We start from the raw sequence: 20,850 nt of genomic DNA, 5'->3' as shown, positions 1-20,850 counted from the left end.
CTAGATTATTTAGAGGAATGTATGAGTACATCAGAAAGAGTGTTCCACTCGGTGTTATTCGAAGTTTTGGCCGTAACACTTTCAATTATGGGCTTGGCGATATTTACCGATCACGATGTGAATGCCTTATCAGGAACCATGATAGTTGTTGCCACTATCGCGATGATTTGGAACTACTGTTTCAATCGCATTTTTGACCGTTATTTCACGGGTGAAAAATCAAAGCGTTCGCTCAAGTTACGTGTTTTTCATGTCGTGTTATTTGAGGCAGGCTTGCTGGTGGCGACGATTCCTGTGATGGCGTACTTGCTCAACGTCGGGTTATGGCAGGCATTTTTGATGGACATCGGCGTGACCATTTTTATTACCATTTACGCGTTTGTGTTTAATCTGATTTACGACCATGTGCGAGCATTTTGGGTACGAAAAGGCGATTTAGCGGTTCAGTAAACTACCAAGTCAGTAAATGTAATTTGAGCGACTAACCGTTTGTTTATTCGTTATTTTGACGGGTATATTCGGTTAGTAACTCTAGGTAACGCGGCGTTTGTTCTGCTATCTTAAAGAAGGTGATAATTTGAGTTCGTGAACGAATAGATAAGAGGAAAGGATGCCAAATACCCCTCAGGCAATGACGGTTGTTGATAAGAAAGAAGTCGAATTGTTCGCGGAACTGTTCAAACATATTGATGGTGAAATCTACACCTTACTACGCAGTGCCCAAATCCCTAATGATATTCTCACCAGTAATGACCATTACGATTATCTCCCTGAGACCACTATTAAAAACGTGGTCAAGATTATGGGGGAATCTGCGTCGAGAGAAGAGTTTTCGCTGTTTATGTGGAGTTTTTGCAAGCAAACCTATGTGCCAAGGTTTGTGGCTAAGCTAAGCCAGCAGGATTCATTGAAAAGCGCGCTAGACCAATTTGGTGAGCAGCTTAAGCTCGTATCCAATGGTGCGAATGTCTATACCAAGCAATCCGGAGGCAAGTGGTGGTTGGTTCGTGAGAAGCCATTTACTAACGCACCTTGGTTTAAGTTCGCTGAACTGTTCTCTGTTATTTTCATTAACGAGCTACTTTCAGTATTAACGCAAGGTCGTTGGAAGCCGTCTGAGGTCGGAATTCAGAATGGTGATCTCGAATGTTTTCAATCTCTACCACAAATGGGCTGCGCTCAGTTTTATACGCATAGACCGGTCACTGCCTTTGAGATCCCTGAAGACATCATGCTTGCACCGATTGTTTTACCCAAAATTGCTCAAGTATCAGACCTCACTAAGCCTTTACCTAGCTCATTCCTGATCGCTTTTAAGCTTGTTATTAAACCTTATCTCACGATGGGGAAACTCCCAATTAGCTTAGCTTCTGAGATTCTAAATATTCATGTCAGAACGATCCAGCGTCGGTTGGAAAGTGAAGGGGTGGTCTACAAAACCTTGATTGAAGAGATGGTTCTTGAGCAGGTTTTAGAATTGCTTAAGCAGCCAGATCTATCGATCACGCAAGTAGGCGCGAAAATGGGCTATTCCGATTCTTCCCACTTTACCCGAGCCTTTAAACGACAGATGAACATGACGCCAAGACAGTACCGAAAAGAGCACAGCTAACTCCGGTAAGCAACAGTACAAAGCTATCAGTAAGAGATCCGGCAATAACAGTTCCGCCACGAAACTCTAGCCAATAAGTAATAACTCCAGCCATTAAGCCGAAACCGGAGCCTGAACGCAGATTTATTTATTGTCACCAAATGGCCATTTGTGAACCTTGAACACTGGCAGTATCACTACTAAGTTATTGAATGTTGATGAGTTGTTTTTGCCTCGATTTTTCTCGGAATTTTGATTAGATTTTTGTGATTATCGCGGCTAATAAAAACACCTTTGAAACCTCATAACACTCATTAGTAGTTACGGAATCGTTATGGGAAGTGGATTCCACTCATTTATGGATAACAAGGTGTAAAAATGAAAAATACTGGCTTAAAGCTCTCTGTTGTGGCTCTTTCGTGCGCGTTTGCTCTTTCTGCAAATGCGGCGTCAACGTTGTTTACTAACGTCGACATATTCAATGGTACAGAAGATAAACTGTACGAAGATCATCACGTATTGGTTGAAGATAATCTGATCAAGCAAATCTCCGCAACGCCAATTGAAGCAGGTGAAGCTGATGTGATTGATGGTCAGGGTAAAACCTTAATGCCGGGTCTGATCGATGGCCATGCTCATATCATGATTAATTATAATTTTGGTGATATCGAATCTAATAAAGACCTGACTGACATTTCAATTCATGCGACTCAAGTTGCTAAACGCTTCTTAGATGATGGTTTTACTACTGTCCGCGATATGGGCGGTCCAGCCTTTGGTCTAACTCGTGAAATTGAGGCGGGTAACGTTGTCGGCCCGCGTATTTACCCTTCTGGTACATTTATTTCTCAAACCTCAGGTCATGGTGATTTCCGAGACCGAAGTGACTCAGGTTTTTCTCCAAATTCTGTGGGTGACATTTCTAACTTTGAACGTATGGGGATTGGTGCAGTTGCCGATGGCGTTCCTGAAGTATTGAAAGCAACACGATTGAACCTACGAAATGGCGCGACTCAAATCAAGATCATGGCTGGTGGCGGTGGTTCATCTCGATTTGACCCAATAGATACCACTCAATACTCGATCGATGAGACATGTGCGATTGTTGAAGCTGCTAAAGATTGGAATACCTATGTCGCGGCACACACTTTTAACGATCGATCGGTAAATCGCCTATTGGATTGTGGCGTTAAAACCTTTGAACATGGGTTCTTTATCAATGATGACACGATGAAGAGAATTGCCAAAGAGGGCGGATATATTGTTCCACAAATGTGGGGATTATCACCAGACCTAGCAAAAAATCCGCTGATGCCTGCTGAGAAATTGCCAATGGTGGCCCAACTTCAAGAAGAATACGGTGATTACGGTAAACGACTGTTAGAGAACAATGTGAAGGTCGTTTTCGCCTCTGACTATGTCGGAGCAGATTCCGATGCCGAGCGAGCTCGTCGTTACGAAATTTATTGGCGCACACAAGCTTTCGGCAGCAACTTTGAAGTGTTGAAACAAATGACTTCAACGGCTGGTGAAATGTTGGCGATGTCAGGCCCTAGAGGCACCACACAAGGGAAATTAGGCGTTATTGAAAATGGAGCGGTTGCAGACATCTTATTGATTGAGGGTAACCCATTGGAAGATATGGCAGTGATAGGCGCGACTCCGGAATGGTTTGACGCTGATCCTGAATACAAGACTATCGATACTATCAAATTGGTAATGAAAGATGGCGTTGTATACCGCAACGAAATGTAATTTACGATTCGATTTTTAATCATTTGGTAGAGGAGCTTTTCCTCTACCTACTTCCTTTTTGTTGTGTTTGGTTGGAGTAGATTTTGATGGTTGATTTAAAATCAATAGGCTCATTTTTTATGTTCTGTTGTTTGTCATTTTCATCATTGGCTAGTGAAATAAAAGTGACGTACTGGGATGAGTTAGTTCCGAGTATGGAGTTAATGGAGGATCCATTTCAAAAGTTAGATAGAAATCAGATGTTTGACATGGCGACTATTGCTCGCTTTAAAGAGGCTCAGGCTGAAGACGGTTTTGTGGCAAGTGATAAAGCGAGACAAGAAATCGTCGAAGTTACTGAAAGATTAAAAAAGCAAGATATAGATGTAGAAGCATTGTTCGTTGCTCGTGCTCAGATCATGAAGCAACGCGAAGCGTTAGGCTCGAAACCCAATACAGAGGTAGTAGGTAGTAAACATCGTATTCCTGGTTACATCACGCCGATTGAAATGGATGGAACTAAGGTGACTAAGTTCTTTTTAGTGCCTTCTGCTGGAGCGTGTATTCATACACCACCGCCTCCAGCGAACCAGCTTGTATTGATTGATTTTCCTGAGGGCATTGAATTGGTCAGCTTAATGACACCAGTCTGGGTTGAAGGGCAGTTAACGGGTCATCAATCGAAAGAAAATGTGAATTACTCTGACGGCGCAGCCAATGTGCAGTCGGTGTATGCGATGAAAGCGGAAGGTATAGAACAGTATCAACCTTAGCTAGTGCATTTAGTTGAATCCAATCTCTTGTTGGAAGTATCTAAATAACTCAGTGTCATCAAATGACAATTTTCAATGTGAGTAATGAATAAAATAAAACTAACTTAAAAAGCACTGGTGACATGATGAACTCAAGATTCTCTAAAGTAAGTATGGCTATTGTTATGGCGGCTAGCCCAATGAGCGGCGTTGTTTACGGCGCTAACTTTGAAGGCCCAGATTCTGTTGAAAATACAATTGCAGAGCAGAAAGCACAAAAGAAATCTTGGAGGGAGTCATTAGCTGAAGATGGTTTTACATTTGGTGCAGATTACTTTGCTTTGGGGCTGACCTCTGGGGATGGGGTTGGCGGCGATAGCGTTGATGCATCGTCGGGTGTGGCACGATTATACGGTTCATGGCATCTATTAGGAAACGGCACACAGAACTCAGGTAGCTTAGTTTGGAAGGTGGAACATAGGCATGCCTATGGTGATACTCCGCCAAAAGACTATTCATTCGGCCCGCTTGGCTATGTCGGTGCAATTGGTCCGGCATACAGCGACCAAGGGTTTCGTGTTACGGACTTAAACTGGAAGCAAAAAATCAATGATGGCAAAGGCACCATTGTCGTCGGTTGGCAGGATGTAACGAACTATGCGGATGTTTACGCTTTAGCAAGCCCGTGGTCTGGCTTTACTAACTTGGCATTCTCGACAGGCTCAGGTGCGATGGGCTTACCGGATGACGGTGTATTGGCCCTTTCTGCCGGTCATATGCTAGGCGAAAACTTTTATGTGGTCGGTGGTATCGCTGATGCAAATGGTCAGTCAGATGATATTTTTGATGGCTTTGATAGCGCTTTTGGTAGTGATGCGTCTTACTTTACAACACTTGAATTAGGTTGGACGGCTTCACAAGACCTGATTTATACAGACAACTTCCATGTGACGTTCTGGGATTTTGGTGACGATACTCGCCACAGTAATAGCCTTGCAACTGAAGGTGGCTCAGGTGTCAATTTCTCATGGAGTCAGTTTATCACGCCTCAAGTTATGCCGTTTGTGCGAGGTGGTTTCTCAGAAGGTGATGTTGCCCTTTACGATAAATCTATCTCGGTTGGTATGGGATATTTCGGGTTAGGAAAACCGACGAACAACCTTGGTGTAGCGTTAAACTGGGCGGAGGTGAATGGCGATTCTTTTGCAGCTGATGCGAAGGTGATAAGTGGCAGTACAGAGCAGTGGACGGCTGAAATTTACTACAACATGCAACTCAACGATTTCATCCAAGTGACACCTGATATTCAATACATTAAAGATCCAGCTTTCTCCAATGAAAGTAGCGCTTGGGTGTTTGGTATTAGAGCGAGAGTCTTTATCTAACTTCTCTGTTTGTTAATCGCTGAAACGTAAAGAATAGATGTAAAAAGTGAGCCTGTTTGGCTCACTTTTTTTGTCTTAGGTCTGTATCAAAAGCGGCTATGCTTTTTCGGCTTTGGGCGTGTCATCGAGTGCGAAGTAGATTTTTGAAACAATAATCTCTGCGACCAAAATCGTGAATACCACAGCGAAGAATGCCACCACACCATTCCATGGGCCTGTGAAGTCTACCTTGTCGCCAAACAAGATATTGATGGCTTCCAACATCACAAACTTAGAGCCCACCAAAATCACGTAACTGGATAAACCGCGATAAATCTTAGGCGCTGTACCCGGTTTAGATTTGAAGTAATCTGCGAGCTTATGTTCTAAGCCAATAGACAGTTTGAGCAGGAGTTGTAGCAGAATCGCAGCTGCAAATGAGATGGTGAAAGACTCGATATTGACGAAGTCCCAGTATTCATCAAAAAAATTAAGAACCGTTAAATCGACGAGTACCGCAAGCGTGTATCCGACAAAGAGTCGTTGGGGCGTATTAAATCCATATACTTTTTCTATATTGCTCATCTACTTCTTCCTGAGTAAAGGGTTATAAAAAACTTAGGAGATAATCCTATAATTTTCAAGCGCTTATTGTTTTATATGCGAAATAGGTCTTAAAGTCAGTTTGGCGCATTATGGTAAGTAAGCGTTTTAAGAATGATTCATGATAAGACTTCAATTTAGAGAGAGGCGCATATGATTATTCATTTTAGAATCCAAGACGTAGAAGAACTTTGGGGAGCCATCGATTTAGCAACGCTCTTGCAGCTGGAACTGAGAGCAGTATCAACCACACCGTTAACTCTCTGATTGAATTAGTTAAGTTACCAATTACACTTGAAGCATAAGTTTGAATGGAGTCAACTTAATGCTTTCACCCCTATCGCACTATCCCCGTTCTATTATTCTGCTCTTAATGGGCCTCAGTTCTTCCTCGGCCTATGCATCCAATGAATTGATTCAGAACCGCTTAGAGAAGATATTTTCTGTGTCAATTGCGCTGACTGACAGCGATGCCATTTCAATTGGCTTTGTGGATTTTGATCCTAATTCGTTTATCAATTTAAACGACAGTGGTTTTGGATCCGATAAAACCATCGATACTCGAAGCCAAGTGAGTGTGGGCTCCATCCCTTACTCTTCCGTGATTAAAACGGATGACCCTGACTTCGACCTTATTTGGTCTGTGCGAGGGTCTTATGCGCTTTCTGAACAGGATATTGAGATCTCATCAGATGTGACTCCTGACCGTCGTGTTAACCCAAATGAAGACTCGGTATTGGGCCTGTATGGCTTTTTCGGAGGGCAAAACCATTTAAACCAGCATTGGTCTATCGCCTATGGGTTAGGCACTCACTTGCTCTATTACCGCAATAAATACGAATACAACAACAGCTACTCTCAAGCATTTCAATCTCAGCTAGATGGCTACGCATTGAATACATCAGCATGGGCGCTTGTTGCTGAACCTTCAGTCAAACTTCAATACTTGCAACCAAAGGAGTGGGGCAGTTGGAATGTGTCTTCCAGAGTTCGTTACTTTTATGGAACAGGCTGGGGCGAAGCGAACGATGGCGATATCGGTAACCCAGAAGGGATGCGATTCATTAATGAACTAGAGTTTAGGCAAAATGTAGCGCTCGATGCTTGGTCGCTTAATAACCCTCAAATCCACTATAACTTAACAAGAATCGATGTCGCGGGTGATTTGACTGCTCCTTTAGATACGCACTATTACTATGAGTTCGGGGCAGGATTAGTATTTGATGTGCCTTACGACTCTTACTTTTTTGACAACTTCGGGATTGGAATTAACTTCAATTATGGCAGCTCACTCAGTGGTGGTAGCTTGCTATTCTTACTCAATAATTAGCATAAGTTATTGATCTTAATGGTACTCATATAATTTGAATTTGTATGTGTCGTAAAATGGTAAATATCTTAGTGAAAACTTAGCCATCATAGTCATTCGCCCATCACTAGAGCAGACTATGAATAAGTTAAGTTTTGACCGAAAAATGCCGCTATACGTGGTGTCTACACTTGCCCTTAATATGGCAGTTAGCTTGTGGTTATTGAGTATGGCTTCTTCGGCAGTCATGGCTTTTTCTGTGTGCGCGTTGTTTTTGCTCAGCACCCTCATTACTGCACGCCTATATCGACATGAAATGGCTCAAAGCAAGAATAGCTTGTCTGAAGCGATCATTGATGGCGTCGCTGGTTTTATCATCCTCGATAGTCAATTGAGGGTAATACAAGTTAATCAACAGTTCTCTAGAGTTTCAGGCTATGCCTTTAATCAAGTCGAGTCTCGCCCGATTTCTGATCTCTGTTTTATGAATAACAGCAGTTTAATATCGACCATTACTCGCTCACTCAAGGAAAACCAGAGATGGAAGGGGGAGTTGAGTGGAGTCAGTCGACTTGGCGAACATTTTACTGTGAATGTGGTTGTCGAAAAGTTAGCTGAAATACTGTCGCACAATAATAAATATGTGGTGACCTTTACGGATATTAGTCGACGCAAAGTATTAGAACGTCGATTAAGAATGTTGGTGGACACAGATTCTCTCACAGGGTGCTGGAACCGCCGCCGTTTTGATAAAGAACTTAACCATTATTCAAACTTAGCGGAGCGTTATGGTTATACACACTCTTGTTTGGCGTTGATCGATTTAGATCATTTCAAGGCCATCAATGATAATCATGGTCATGACCAAGGTGATTCAGCGCTGAAAGAGGTCGCTGAACTGTTGAGAAATAACAGTCGAGACACCGACATCGTCGCGCGAGTAGGCGGCGAGGAGTTCGCTATCTTGATGCCCGAAACTAATTTAGCAGAAGCGTTTGAGGCGATGTATCGATTGAAAGAAGTGATTGCCAAAGGAACAACACTGAACCTGACTGTGAGCAGTGGTGTGTCTGAAATACAGGCACAAGCCGAAGCGACCTATCGCAGTGCGGATAAGGCGCTTTATCGCGCTAAAGGTAATGGGCGAAATAGAGTGTGTAGCTCTAGTTCTAGCTCAGGCTCGGGCAGTGCAGCGCCCATTGTCCTTGGTTAGGCGTGTGTTGCAATTAACTAATCGGTGAGAGCGGTATCTAAGCCGAAATCGAGCGTTGATAGATCTTGGGTGTTAACCCTGAAACGCGCTTAAACGCACGAGAAAAATGCGAGATGTTGGTGTAACCGAGCTGGCTAGAAATGTAGGTCAGCGTGTGGCCTTCTTCCATCAGTTCGCAAGCTACCGAAAACATCAGGTTTTCTTTGATCTTTCGATAAGTGGTGTTTTCGTTCTTGAGTTTGCGTTGGAACGTTCGCACCGAAAAGTTGAGTAGCTCAGCGGCTTCTTCAAGAGAGAGGTCTTGTTCTTTCATGTACGGCTTTAGAAGCTCATAAACGCTATCGGTAAAGCTGGTGTGCCACTCAATCAGTGTCGGTTTAGCACTGAGTTCTTTAGAGGTTAGGCGAATTGGGAGTTGTAAGATTTCTTCAGGAATAAGCACAGCCGTCGACGACTGATCAACAAACAATTGGCAGCTACTTGGCACCAGTGTTTTAACGACATCGATGTCATGTCCTTGCAGACGCACCTTATTAGGTAACCATGGCGATTGGGATAAAGTGGTTATTAATTCAATGATATATGTAATCGCAAAAGCTTCGCCCCATTGAAACATAGGGGAGTTGTCTTCCGGGGCAGTACGGCAAAACCAGCTCTGACCGTGTTCTTGAATAAACTCGACTTTGCTGCCTGGGGAGTCATAGGCAAAGATTGAATTGATCTGTTTTAGAGCATCACCAATGGTTTCGAATTCGGTAAATTGATGCAAGACATTTGGGATGATTCGACGTCGAAATGCGAGTCCAAGAATATCGGTGAACCGAGATACGCCGAGTTGTGCTGATGTTAGATAAATCAAACGCTTAATGGATTCCGATGGCACAAAATCACTTTCTGATTCGATAAGGTCGGGTGGTAAACCGGAATCTTTAAGCAACAGATGTAAATCAAGACCATAGTCAGAAAAAACCTGAACCAGAATTTTAGCGTAGTTCGTTTGAATTACCGGGACTTGGTAGTGACTAGAGGTCATTGGAATACAATCCTGTATATATTGTTGCATTATTAGACGTGCATATCATTTGCAACGTTTTGTTTACTAAATCTAACCCTATTTACTTGAGTTTTCCATCGCTGGGTTTATTTTTAAAGTATTAATTTTGTTGATCTTAGTTATCTAGAAGGGAGTCCCATGTCAGAAGCCAAAGGGAATAAGCAAGAAGCCAATGAAGAAGTTGGCCAGCAAGAAAATGGAAAAGACAAAGTAAGAAAGGTCACAAACTACCTATTGTTGTTTGTTGCATTCATGTTGATCTTCAGTGTCATTTCAGACCGCATCATCCCTATTACTGATAATGCTCGTGTAAAAGGTTATATCGTTCCAATCAAGCCAGAGGTGTCGGGTAAAGTACTCGACATACTGGTTCAACCTAACCAACTGGTTAATCAAGGCGACAAGTTAGCCATTTTAGATGAGTCTGATTACAAAATTGCAGTACAACAAGCCGAGCAAAATTTAGAGATTGCAGGCCAAAATGTCGGTGCTCAAACCGCGAGCATTGCTTCAGCTCAAGCGAAACTTACTTCAGCGATTGTTGAAAGACAAAACACCAAGCTGCAAGCCAAGCGGGTTTTAGAGATGGCCGATAAAGGTGTGGTTTCTAAATCAGATGCAGATAAAGCGCGAGCAGCATTAGCGACCTCTCGGGCGGCTGTTGTGAATGCAGAGGCTGATCTTGAAGGTGCGAAGCAACAAATGGGTAAAGAGGGACAAGAAAACAGTCAAGTGAAAGCTGCGTTGCTGGCACTTGAACAAGCTCAATTGAACCTAGAGCGCACCGTGATTACGGCGCCGACACAAGGTGGGGTTTCTAACTTTAGCCTGTCTGAAGGGTTTTATGCATCGGCAGGGCAAGCAATCATGACCTTTGTTTCAACCGAAGATATTTGGATTGAAGCTTATTATCGAGAGAACAGCCTAGGTAATGTAACGGTCGGTGATGAAGTTGAAGTGGCGTTAGATTTCGCACCGGGCAAAGTGGTAAAAGGGCGCGTAAGTAGTATCGATTGGGGTGTTGATTGGGGGCAAAATGATCAAGCAGGTAAGCTTGCGCAAGCTAGCCAACAAACGGGTTGGTTGCGTCAAACACAGATGCTTCCTATCACTATTGAATTTGAACGAGATGAGATGCAAGGCATGCTTCGAGTGGGTGGCCAAGCGGATGTGATTGTTTATAGCGGCGACAACTTTGTGTTCAACGCGATAGGCAAAGTTTGGATTCGTCTGATTAGCGTATTGTCTTATGTCCGATAAGCCGATTCTTGACCAGCAAACACAGCAACGGATCCTGAGGTATACGGTTGGGGTCACGTTGGCTGTTTTCTTAGCGGCATGGATAAACTGGCCACTTGCGTTTGTGGCGCCAGTGTTCACTGCTAAGTTCCTAATTGATAAACCAAATCTCCATAAGGAAACGGTCTACGAATTGCTCTTGGCAGTTGTGGTGACTATGGGGTTAGGTTTATTGCTATCGCGAGGAATTACCCATTACCCAATCCCATTGCTGATTTTAGTGGGGCTAATGATGCTTTGGGGTTACTACTTGTTTGTCGACCCTAAATGGAACCTGTTCGCCACCATATTGTTGATTGCTGTCTTGATGTTGCCATTCATGGCGATTGATAACCCTGGCGTTTCGGTAATGCTGGCATCTGGCTTAGCAACTTCTGGTGTGGTTTCAGTGATGATCTTTGCGTTAGTGCATGTATTTTTCCCTGAGCCTAAATCGGAGTTCTCAGGTTTTGCTGCTGCACCACTCGAAAAGAAACAGCGTTGGTATGCGGCCTTTAGGGCGATGATTATCTCCTATCCAGTGGTATGTTTTTTCTTTATTTTTCAAATATCTGAAGCTTTATTGACAATGATGTTCATTGCGCTGTTATCGTTGATGATTACGTCAGAGAAGTCGATAAAGTTGAGTGCTTTTCTAGTGATAAGTAACGGTATCGGGGGATTGCTCGCGATAGCGGCTTTTTCAATCCTTTCGATTGTTCCTAATATTATCTTCTACTCTTTATTCATAGGCTTGGTCGCTATTGTGATCGCCAAGAAGATCTACACAGTTCCCGAAAAAGCGCCGATTTTCGCCACTGCATTTAGTACGTTGTTAGTACTTGTCGGTAGCACTTTGATGAGCTCAGGCGACATCGATAGCAACACTCTTATACGCATATTCCAATTAGTGTTAATTGGTATATATATGATTTTGGCTTCTTTATTCCTAGAAACTCGGAATTGGAAGTTCCTACAAAATCAGCCTTAATTATGTCTTACAAGGACGTCTCATGAAGTTAACCGATGATTTTTCAAAACAGGCGATAGACGCTGCCATCAAAATCGCAGCGATTGCCATGCTCGTGTATTGGTGTTTCTCGATTTTGCGCCCATTCATTCTATTGGTTATTTGGGGGGCGATCATTGCAACTGCGCTCTATCCAGTTGCTGTCGCCATTTCAAATAAGACGGGAATGTCGAAAGGAAAAGCCAGCGCGTTACTGAGCTTTATCGGAGTACTGTTACTACTCATTCCTTTAGTCGCGCTCTCTTCCGGTATTTACACCAGTGCTTCGGACCTAATGACAGGGCTACAGGACGGAACCTTGTCTCTGCCGAAACCCAAAGAGTCCTTGCAAGATATCCCATTAGTTGGCGAAAGAGTCTATGCCGCCTTGGTCCATGCTTCTTCGAATATAGAGGGCGTGTTTATCACGTATGCAGACGAACTTAAGGTATTTGCTTCTAAAATGGCATCGATCTTAGGCTCATTGGGTGGTGGTTTTGTCCAATTTATTATCTCAACCATCATTGCAGGTGCGTTCATGAGTAATGCCGATAAATGTCAAACCGGAGTGACTCACTTAGTGGTTCGTTTAACGGATGGCAAAGGTGTAGAGCTCGTGCAGTTATCTAAATCAACTGTGCGCAGTGTTGTACAGGGTGTGATAGGCGTTGCTGTGATTCAATCTATCATGTCGGCAATTGGTTTGGTTATCGCGGGTGTTCCAGCCGCGGCATTGTGGGCGCTAGCGGTGTTACTGGTCGCTATTATTCAGTTGCCTCCGATTCTTGCTTTGTTACCTGCCATTATTTACATGTTCAGTGTTGAATCGACACTGGCGGCGAGCTTGTTCTTAGTGTGGTGTATTTTGGTGAGCGGCAGTGACGCTATCTTGAAGCCAGTACTACTGAGCCGTGGCTCTCACATTCCAATGTTGGTGATTTTGCTTGGTGCGTTGGGCGGAATGGCGATGTCAGGAATCGTCGGTCTGTTTGTTGGTGCTGTGATACTGAGTTTAAGCTATGAGCTGATGATGGCGTGGCTTGGGCTTGAAGAGAAAAACCAAGAAGACACTGAGAAAAAACCAGTAGAGGCAGAGGAGAAATAGATGAAGGCAGTCTCGAAAGACGACAACTTCTACTTCTTATTCTATGCACTGTTGGTGTTGTTTTTTGGTTGCGCGGTGATGCAGCAGTTTTATCCGCAAGGCCAGAAAACAATACTATTTCTCATCATCATTACTCTGGCGAGTTCAATTGTTGGTATCCATAAAGAGCGAGCTTTGTATCGATCTTGGTATGGGATGTTGTTGATTACGGCGTTGGTGTCTGGCGTGTTTTCGTTTTTGGAAGGCTATAACCTGTCGATAGTGACGCTATCGGCGTTGGCTGTGTTCTTGTTTTCACACATTTACTCGGCGTTAAAACAGGTGATGAAAGCAAAAACGGTAACACCCAATCACATTATCGGCTCGATCTGTATTTACTTGTTGTTGGGGTTCGCTTGGTCGACCATCTACTTGTTGATTTTAGAAATATTTCCCAACGCCTTTAATGGGTTAGAAGAGCAAATCTGGCTAACCAATTTGTTTAATGCGATGTACTTTAGCTTTATCACGTTGACTACGGTTGGTTATGGTGACATATCACCGGCATTACCTATTGCTCAGTTCTTCGTGTTTATGGAATCCATTATCGGCAGTTTTTACTTGGCCATAATGGTGGCGAGTTTGGTGAGCATTCGACTTACACAGTCTCAATCTCAATAGGGCATTTACAAATAATAGAGCACATACGAAGAAGCCCAGCAGTTGCTGGGCTTCTTCTATTTTGTGAGCTTTAAAGTCTGTTTAAGTTTGAACTCTGTGTGGGCGATGAATCTTACGCTTCAGTGCCTTGTATCTTCTCTAATTCAGCGATGGTCGTCTGTGACACAAGCTGACCATCCATGTAATAGCTAACGTTTTGACCCTCTTTGATACCTGTCAGAGTTGCCGTTTCACCAGAGGTATAGACGATGTCCATTTGAACCGTGTTTTCGTCAATCTTAATCATCTCACCCGTTTCAATCGTGCGATTGTTTGAAATTGGCCCAACAGGTGCTTCTTTCAAGCTTGGGTCTAGGTCGTCGTTCACTTCGAAGTGTGTATCTGTTTTTGTATCAAATACGTGTGGTGAACCACTGATTGGGTTTTTACCTGTCCAGAATTCGAGTGAGTTGAATACGACATAGTCGGCTGCGGTTGTAATACCGTACACAGGCGCTAATAAGAAGTTTACACCTGCACGAGCATAGCGGTTATCGACAACTTCAACGTTAAATTTCATCACTTTCCCTGTTACGGCGTTGCTGCCGATACAACCAGTTAGCGCAGAAGCCAAAACCGTTAGTCCTACAATTTTAAGTGCAATCTTTTTCATTTTAGTACCTGTATAAGTTAGAAGTCTGTTTTGTTGGAACAGGTGTAGTATGGTTTTTATTCGATTCAGAGTTTTACCATTTAGCGCCACTGACGATAGAAAATTGGTTATGTACTTTAAGTATCAAAAGCTAGATCTAGAAAACCGGACATAGAAAAGCTGGCTACAAAAATGGGAGCATAAAAAAAGCGCGACCTAATAGGGCGCGCTTTTGGGTATTTGGATAAGTCGTAATGAAAACAACGACTCCAATACAGAATTATTTCATCACATAAGAATAGGCCGATACGACAAGCCAGCGGAAAAATCGAAATAAAAAGGTAGTGGCTTTAACGGTAAACTTGGCGATTGATACCGTTGCTTCTGCACCAACGCTAACGCACTTATGCAGATCGGATTCTTTGTATTCGGAATAGGTCATATGGTTTCTCATTTCTCGCTGTTGTCTTTCATATGTAAGTAATGACTCCTGTCTGGCGATATACCCTGTACGACTAATGTACGAATATTCATCGATAGAAACTTACCATTTAATGCCAAGTAGTGTGAAAACTAGCCAAAAGATAACGTGTTGAGAGAAATTAAGTACGTACCTAGATGTAACCTATCAAGTTACCGAAAAAACGAGGTTATATAGTGGTATGATCGCGGGCTCAGCACCATAAGTGATAAAGAATAGGAAACAGAATGACTCACCTTACCGATCAGCAAGAAGCCGCAATGGCGACGTTTAAGGAAAACTTACACCTTCCAAATGGTGGTTTTCATAAACTGATTATCGATCTAAGTAAGGAATATCAGCTGCCATTTCAAAAGGTGCGCGCCGTTTTAAAGAAAGCTCAAAAAGACGTAGAGCGACAGATACGAGAAGACTTTACCAGCGTTGATGACGCGGTACTGAGCCAAGCCAATTGGGTCAATATCATTAAGTCGAAACTTGTTGAGCTAGCGGAAGAAAACCAAACAGTCATGGATAAGCTTCAACAAAACCTGAAGTATCAAAAAGTGTTGTCGGCAACCAATGGTTCAATCGCAAGTGAAGACGAGCGTGACGAATTGATTGAAGAGTTGATTCAAGCTTATGAAAAAGAGGTATTCAAACCTTTACTGGCGATGCTGCATACAACAAAGCTGTATTGGAAATTAATGCTGGTGGATGAGACATGTAAGATGAATGAGGAAAATCGTGAGAAATTCAGTGATTACCCTCAACACATGCAAGCTGCAGAACACTTATATACTCTTGATCAAAAGTTAAGGTCGATGCCGTTAACTTATTAGTCCATGAATGCACTGATAATGACGCATTGGTGATTCAGAGTTTGATATAAGTTGGTTTCAATAGAAGTACGATAACCTAGCTAGCGTTAGCCGCGCGTGAAATGCAAAAAGGGCTAGGTTTCTGATCTGTTTTACTTCTACTCTATTTTGTTCTGCTAGAGCGAATTGAGGGTGACATCTTTTACATCTTTGGGACTAAACGGTGTTTCTTTTTGTAGCCTATGGGAAATGCTATAGGAGTGTGAAATGTCCTAGGGTGTTTCCGTTGCCTGAAACAATAGTTCCGATGCTTTCTCGTTCATTAAATTCAAAATCGATGAGATAACTGTGATGTTGTAGCTTGGGCAATATGTGGCGGTGGAGTATATCGCTATTAAGCTGTCGAATCTCTGTGACCCATGAAATTTCTTCTTTGTGTAAGTCTATTTTAATCTTGAGCATTTATTACCTTTTAGTTTATTGACTGATTTGTCGCGTGATAGTTGGTACCAATGGGTTTGTCGTGTTGTTCTGCGTGACATAACTGTGCCTTGTGTTTATTACATTTATATTTAAGTGGTCGATCTATTTTGACTTCGCTAACAAGAGAGCGAATGACGATAGATCGGTAGTGAGGATCGAATTTAAAAGCTATTGAATGACTATCTAGGTGAAAGCTGACGCAGAGATGGTGTAACGAGGTAATCGAGAACTGTCTTTGAGGAACTTGGACTTACTTTAGCATTAACAGCTCTATAGATTAGAGCCAAGTGGCGAACTATACGCCTAGTTTTTGAAATTACAACCCTATTTTAAATTAAATTAAAAAATATTTTTGAATGATTTGCCGTCGCTTGTTGAGAGTTAAATGAGCGATGGGCAGGTGATTCACCATGATACCTGACAGATGTTTGGCTTTGCACCGCTTCGTATTCTTTGTCATTAGTGGTTTTAATTGTTTAGCTAATTTATTGATGATTAACTCTCTGTTATATATGGTCTTTACATTGTAAATTACAGTTCGTGACTCTGAGGTTGAGCGTTGTAATTCTGGGGTTTGGCGTCGTAATTCTGTGATTTAGCGTTGTAATTACAGGGTTTTCAGGCATTTTTCCCCATCAGTTTATTCTTCAGATTAATGATAATTTTCCTCTTCGCGTCTTTTTGCTATTTCTGATCCCTAGTATCTCTCCTGACTACGCAAAATATGAATACTCACTTTTACATTTCTGAATAATAAAGTTGTTGTGTCGCCAGTTTAACGCAAATATAATTGATAATAGTTCTCACTTGCGTTACGGGTTTGTTATCAAAGCAATGACAGACTTTAAATTATCGTTATTTAGCCGTTGTGTTCGCCCCATGCTCGCCTATGAGTAGTGTGACTTTCATTGTCATGAGTGGTGGTTAGTATCAATGGCAAAGGAATAAACATGAAGAAAACAATCAATTCAGTTCGCCAGTTGTTAAGCGGGCTTGCCATCGTTCTTGCATCATCATTACTGATGACCGCTCAAGCGAAAACCCTGACCATTGAACACGTAAAGGGCACGGCGCAGTTTACTGAAGTACCACAGCGCGTTGTAGTACTTGGCTTTGGTAGCTTGGATGTGCTTGATCAAATTGGTGTACAGCCAGTTGGTGCGCCTCATAGCTTGCTGCCCGATTACCTAGCTTCGTACAAAGAAACGACAGCAAATACAGGATCATTGAGTGAACCGGATTTTGAAGCTATCTACATGTTGAAGCCTGACATCATTATCGCGGAAAACCGTATGCTTAAGGTTTACGACAAGCTGGCACAAATCGCTCCAACGGTCATGTTCTCTATTGAAGGTGATAAATACTGGGCTGATGCTCAGCAAAACTGGCGCGCGCTAGGTGACATCTTTGGTAAGCAAGCTGAAGTAGAAGCGATCATCAAAGAGACTCAAGAGTCTATCACGGCGGTAAACGACAAAGTTGCGTCTGACGAAACGTCTGCAATGATGCTGATGAACAACGGCAACAACATTGCGATGTTCAATAAGGGCAGTCGCTTCTCGATCATTTTTGATGATTTTGGTTTCGAGGAGTCAAAGAGTGCGACAGTGGCTCCAATTAAAGGGACTCACGGCAACCTAATCTCGTTCGAATACATTGCTGACGCAAAACCTGAAGTGCTTTACGTTCTTGACCGCGAAAAAGCGATCGGTAAATCAGAAGGGCGCGCACAACAGCTGTTTGATAACCCATTAGTTGCGGCGACACCTGCAGCGCAGAAAGGCAACATCGTTTACCTTGATTCAAGTGCTTGGTATTTGGCTGGTGGTGGCGTGACAGCGATTCACAGAATGTTGGGTGATATTGAACGAACGATTCAATAGTCATCAATCATCAGATTTTTGGGCTTATAAGAGCGTTCTTATAAGCCCTTTTTCACTTTTCATACGGACTCAAAGTGCCCTACCTTTAGTATTATTTCTATGTTGAAACCCATTGCCGCTGCTGTATTTCTTGTTGTGTTATGCATTATGTCATTGATGATTGGAGTCGCTGAAATCAGTTTTAGCGACTTCTTCAATGGCAACCAACACGCCAACTCTATTTATGTTGTTAGTCGAATCCCTCGACTGTTCGCGATTGTACTTGCCGGTGCGGGCTTGAGTGTCGCTGGCTTGATCATGCAACAGATCGTGCAGAACAAGTTTGCCGCGCCTTCGACTATGGGTACCATTGACTGCGCCATGCTTGGCTACATAGTCGGTATTCTGGTTCTGGGCAATGCAGCGCAATGGAGCTACTTAGGTTTCATTTTCGCGTTTGCGGTTTTCGGAACCATGCTATTGGTCCGCTTTCTACAACACCTTAAGTTTAAGAATGCGGTGTTGGTGCCTTTGATTGGCATCATGTATGGCAACGTTGTTTCGTCTCTAACAACCTTTATTGCTTACAAGTACGACTTAGTACAAACCATGTCGGCATGGACAATGGCGAACTTTGCGAGTGTGTTGCAAGGCAGCTATGAAATTCTTTACCTCGCAGTGCCTGCTTGTGTGTTGGCTTACTACTTCGCGAGTCAGTTCAGTGCGGCGAGTATTGGCGAGAGCTTTGCGAAAAACATCGGCTTGAATTATCAGAAGATCGTCTTCATTGGTGTTGCATTGGTCGCTATCTGTGCCTCTTCTGTGGTGATGATCGTTGGTGTTATCCCATTCCTTGGCCTTATCGTGCCGAATATCGTGTCGCTGATGATGGGCGATAACATGAAGAAGATTCTGCCTTGGACAGCCTATTGGGGCGTGATCTTGGTATTGGTTTGTGACTTGTTAGCTCGAATCGTCATCTTCCCTTATGAGATTCCAATCTCGATGGTAATCAGCATCTTTGGTGGCTTGATTTTTATCTACCTAATCATGAGAGACAAGTCGAATGCGTGATTCAGTAAAAATTGCGATTCTGGCCATCGCGTCTTTGTGTATGGCGGCAGTATTTGTGGGGCAGGGACTTACGTGGGATAACTATGAGTTCTTCTTGTCTCTGCGACTACCAAAATTGCTGTCGATTGTGTTGGCGGCGGTGGCGATCTCGGCGTCGTCATTGGTTTTCCAAACCATCACTAATAATCGAATTCTAACCCCATCCATCTTGGGCTTTGACAGCTTGTATATGCTGGTTCAAACGGTGCTTCTGTTTGTGTTTGGCAGTACAAGCTTCTGGGTCATTGATTCAATCGCAAACTTTTCGATGTCTGTAACCGTGATGATCTTGTTCTCGTTTGCTCTGTTCCATTTCTACTTTAAGAGCAAGCGAAATAACGTATTCACACTGCTTTTAATAGGCATAGTGTGTGGCAGCGTATTCTCGAGCTTAGCGAACTTCCTTGCGATGTTGACTGATCCCAATGAATTCGCGGTGCTGCAGAATGTGATGTTCGCAAGCTTCAATAACGTGAAAGGCGAACTGGTTTACCTCAGCCTGATTCCATTAGGTTTGAGCTTGCTTGGCCTGTGGTTGTTAGCGCCTAAGCTTGATGTGCTTTGGCTTGGTGTCGATAACGCAACAAGCTTGGGCGTGAATACCAAGCGACTGACTCAGATTACCTTGGTTATTGTGTCAGTGATGGTCGCGGTATCAACTGCCTTGGTTGGCCCGGTACTTTTCTTCGGTTTAATTACAGTAAGTTTGGCTCGTCAGATATTCAGCTCTTATCAGCACCGTACTCTAATCATCGCTAGCAGCTTGTTAGCGGTAGTGTTGCTCGTGTCTGGTCAATGGTTCATCGAAAAAGTAATGGCGTTTGAAACCACAGTGAGTGTGATCATTAACTTGGTCGGTGGTTTGTATTTTATGTTCTTGTTGTTACGCACCAGAATTCAGTAAAGGTAGTAAGTAGTGATTAAATTAACAGGTTTAACTAAGAAGTATGGCAAGTCACTCGTGGTTGATGATGCCAGTGCTATGTTCCCGAAAGGAGAAGTGACTTCTATCATTGGCCCAAATGGTGCGGGTAAAAGTACACTGCTTTCAATGGCAAGCCGTTTAACAGACAGTGACGCGGGTGAAGTGGTCATTGGCGATAAGTTATTGGCTGAGTGGGATACCAAAGAGCTAGCCAAGCACCTTGCCGTGTTAAGACAGTCAAACAACATCAATATGCGATTTACGATTCGTGAGTTGGTTTGTTTTGGTCGTTTCCCACACTCTCAAGGTCGCTTGAAAGACGAAGATCATAAGATCGTCGATACAGCGCTAGAACACCTTGGCATTACCGATATCCAAAACAAATACCTTGATGAGTTGAGTGGTGGTCAGCGTCAAATGGCGTTTATCGCGATGGTTGTGGCGCAAGATACAGATTATGTGTTCCTAGATGAACCACTGAACAATCTTGATATTAAACACTCGGTCGAAATCATGCAGACGCTGCGTCGTTTAGCGCATGAGTTCAATAAAGCGGTGGTGATCGTGATTCACGACATCAATTTTGCTTCTTGTTACTCTGATAACATTGTCGCGATGAAGAAGGGCCAAGTGGTTAAGTCGGGTAAGGTCTCTGAAGTGGTTGAAAAGTCAGTGATGGAATCGATCTACGAGATCCCATTTGAGATTCGCGAGTTCGATGGCGTTCGAATCTGTATGTATTATTCAGGTCGTTAGATTACTGGGTCTCTAGCCTGCTTAACCCCTTAGTTACCGAAATGAAAAGAGCTCCCATATGAGGAGCTCTTTTCGTATGGTTCATATGTCCAAGACAGCATATTCCCTCTTGTGTTATACGCTAATC

At 43.0% G+C, this 20,850-nt stretch carries 21 protein-coding genes; 16 read left to right on the top strand and 5 right to left on the bottom strand.

The features are described from left to right. Positions 1–21 precede the first annotated feature (21 nt). The 5 genes from L3V35_RS02375 to L3V35_RS02355 all read left to right on the top strand — a co-directional run bounded on the left by L3V35_RS02375 (position 22) and on the right by L3V35_RS02355 (position 5,462). Entirely contained in the window at positions 22–450 is a 429-nt protein-coding gene (locus L3V35_RS02375) for a PACE efflux transporter (RefSeq protein ID WP_237298245.1), read from the top strand. A 181-nt stretch (positions 451–631) separates the two neighbouring features. After that, the gene (locus L3V35_RS02370; RefSeq protein ID WP_346730169.1) at positions 632–1,612 is read left to right on the top strand and encodes a helix-turn-helix transcriptional regulator; all 981 of its coding nucleotides are present in this window, start codon (positions 632–634) and stop codon (positions 1,610–1,612) included. A 357-nt stretch (positions 1,613–1,969) separates the two neighbouring features. Further along, a complete protein-coding gene (locus tag L3V35_RS02365; protein ID WP_237288753.1) occupies positions 1,970–3,346 on the top strand; it encodes an amidohydrolase family protein in 1,377 nt (458 codons plus the stop codon). Positions 3,347–3,432: 86 nt separating this feature from the next. Continuing rightward, on the top strand, positions 3,433–4,098 hold the full coding sequence (locus L3V35_RS02360) for a DUF3299 domain-containing protein (protein ID WP_346730168.1): 666 nt from the start codon (positions 3,433–3,435) through the stop codon (positions 4,096–4,098). A 164-nt stretch (positions 4,099–4,262) separates the two neighbouring features. After that, positions 4,263–5,462 carry a carbohydrate porin gene (locus L3V35_RS02355; RefSeq protein ID WP_237298935.1) on the top strand — a complete coding sequence of 400 codons (1,200 nt, stop codon included), beginning with the start codon at positions 4,263–4,265 and terminating at the stop codon, positions 5,460–5,462. Between the two features lie 96 nt (positions 5,463–5,558). Here L3V35_RS02355 and L3V35_RS02350 read toward each other — a convergent pair whose 3' ends face one another. Next, positions 5,559–6,026, bottom strand: a complete 468-nt coding sequence (locus L3V35_RS02350; protein WP_004731619.1) for a hypothetical protein — start codon at positions 6,024–6,026, stop codon at positions 5,559–5,561. Positions 6,027–6,369: 343 nt separating this feature from the next. Between L3V35_RS02350 and L3V35_RS02345 the strand changes: the two genes are divergently transcribed. Both L3V35_RS02345 and L3V35_RS02340 read left to right on the top strand, forming a co-directional pair. Continuing rightward, the gene (locus L3V35_RS02345) at positions 6,370–7,374 is read left to right on the top strand and encodes a Solitary outer membrane autotransporter beta-barrel domain (RefSeq protein ID WP_054545669.1); all 1,005 of its coding nucleotides are present in this window, start codon (positions 6,370–6,372) and stop codon (positions 7,372–7,374) included. Between the two features lie 118 nt (positions 7,375–7,492). Further along, positions 7,493–8,566 carry a sensor domain-containing diguanylate cyclase gene (locus L3V35_RS02340; protein WP_237298243.1) on the top strand — a complete coding sequence of 358 codons (1,074 nt, stop codon included), beginning with the start codon at positions 7,493–7,495 and terminating at the stop codon, positions 8,564–8,566. 37 nt (positions 8,567–8,603) lie between these two features. Here the strand turns inward: L3V35_RS02340 and L3V35_RS02335 are convergent, their stop codons facing one another. Next, positions 8,604–9,599, bottom strand: coding sequence for an AraC family transcriptional regulator (locus L3V35_RS02335; RefSeq protein WP_065207093.1), 996 nt, complete (start codon positions 9,597–9,599; stop codon positions 8,604–8,606). A 159-nt stretch (positions 9,600–9,758) separates the two neighbouring features. Between L3V35_RS02335 and L3V35_RS02330 the strand changes: the two genes are divergently transcribed. From L3V35_RS02330 to L3V35_RS02315, 4 genes are read left to right on the top strand one after another with little or no spacing between them, the layout of a single operon-like run. After that, positions 9,759–10,880, top strand: coding sequence for an HlyD family secretion protein (locus tag L3V35_RS02330; protein ID WP_054545666.1), 1,122 nt, complete (start codon positions 9,759–9,761; stop codon positions 10,878–10,880). Beyond that, complete coding sequence (locus tag L3V35_RS02325) at positions 10,870–11,889, top strand: DUF2955 domain-containing protein (RefSeq protein ID WP_065207094.1); 1,020 nt, start codon at positions 10,870–10,872, stop codon at positions 11,887–11,889. Before L3V35_RS02330 ends, L3V35_RS02325 begins: the two co-directional genes overlap by 11 nt. A gap of 22 nt (positions 11,890–11,911) precedes the next feature. Beyond that, complete coding sequence (locus L3V35_RS02320; RefSeq protein WP_016793015.1) at positions 11,912–13,012, top strand: AI-2E family transporter; 1,101 nt, start codon at positions 11,912–11,914, stop codon at positions 13,010–13,012. After that, a complete protein-coding gene (locus L3V35_RS02315; RefSeq protein WP_171315861.1) occupies positions 13,013–13,672 on the top strand; it encodes a potassium channel family protein in 660 nt (219 codons plus the stop codon). Between the two features lie 112 nt (positions 13,673–13,784). On the opposite strand, the gene L3V35_RS02310 is transcribed toward L3V35_RS02315, so the two are convergent. Continuing rightward, entirely contained in the window at positions 13,785–14,324 is a 540-nt protein-coding gene (locus L3V35_RS02310) for a DUF3332 domain-containing protein (protein WP_029222428.1), read from the bottom strand. Between the two features lie 259 nt (positions 14,325–14,583). Continuing rightward, positions 14,584–14,745 carry a hypothetical protein gene (locus tag L3V35_RS02305; RefSeq protein WP_237298242.1) on the bottom strand — a complete coding sequence of 54 codons (162 nt, stop codon included), beginning with the start codon at positions 14,743–14,745 and terminating at the stop codon, positions 14,584–14,586. Positions 14,746–15,011: 266 nt separating this feature from the next. Here L3V35_RS02305 and L3V35_RS02300 point away from each other — a divergent pair, with 266 nt between their 5' ends. Beyond that, positions 15,012–15,605 carry a hypothetical protein gene (locus L3V35_RS02300; protein WP_108099566.1) on the top strand — a complete coding sequence of 198 codons (594 nt, stop codon included), beginning with the start codon at positions 15,012–15,014 and terminating at the stop codon, positions 15,603–15,605. A 231-nt stretch (positions 15,606–15,836) separates the two neighbouring features. Here L3V35_RS02300 and L3V35_RS02295 read toward each other — a convergent pair whose 3' ends face one another. Continuing rightward, entirely contained in the window at positions 15,837–16,046 is a 210-nt protein-coding gene (locus tag L3V35_RS02295) for a hypothetical protein (RefSeq protein ID WP_004731601.1), read from the bottom strand. Between the two features lie 971 nt (positions 16,047–17,017). On the opposite strand from L3V35_RS02295, the gene L3V35_RS02290 reads away from it, so the two are divergent. The 4 genes from L3V35_RS02290 to L3V35_RS02275 all read left to right on the top strand — a co-directional run bounded on the left by L3V35_RS02290 (position 17,018) and on the right by L3V35_RS02275 (position 20,723). Next, entirely contained in the window at positions 17,018–17,950 is a 933-nt protein-coding gene (locus tag L3V35_RS02290) for an ABC transporter substrate-binding protein (RefSeq protein WP_237298241.1), read from the top strand. A gap of 99 nt (positions 17,951–18,049) precedes the next feature. Beyond that, a complete protein-coding gene (locus L3V35_RS02285; protein ID WP_016793445.1) occupies positions 18,050–19,003 on the top strand; it encodes an iron chelate uptake ABC transporter family permease subunit in 954 nt (317 codons plus the stop codon). Further along, the gene (locus L3V35_RS02280) at positions 18,996–19,946 is read left to right on the top strand and encodes an iron chelate uptake ABC transporter family permease subunit (RefSeq protein ID WP_237298240.1); all 951 of its coding nucleotides are present in this window, start codon (positions 18,996–18,998) and stop codon (positions 19,944–19,946) included. The genes L3V35_RS02285 and L3V35_RS02280 overlap by 8 nt, the downstream gene beginning before the upstream one ends. A gap of 12 nt (positions 19,947–19,958) precedes the next feature. Further along, on the top strand, positions 19,959–20,723 hold the full coding sequence (locus L3V35_RS02275) for an ATP-binding cassette domain-containing protein (RefSeq protein WP_102557138.1): 765 nt from the start codon (positions 19,959–19,961) through the stop codon (positions 20,721–20,723). Positions 20,724–20,850 lie beyond the last annotated feature (127 nt).

Origin of the sequence: Vibrio sp. L5-1 (assembly GCF_021728315.1) — a bacterium.
Taxonomy (GTDB): Bacteria; Pseudomonadota; Gammaproteobacteria; order Enterobacterales; family Vibrionaceae; genus Vibrio; species Vibrio splendidus_K.
The sequence above is the reverse complement of the archived record's forward strand: the minus strand, read 5'-3'. Positions and strand labels throughout refer to the sequence as shown.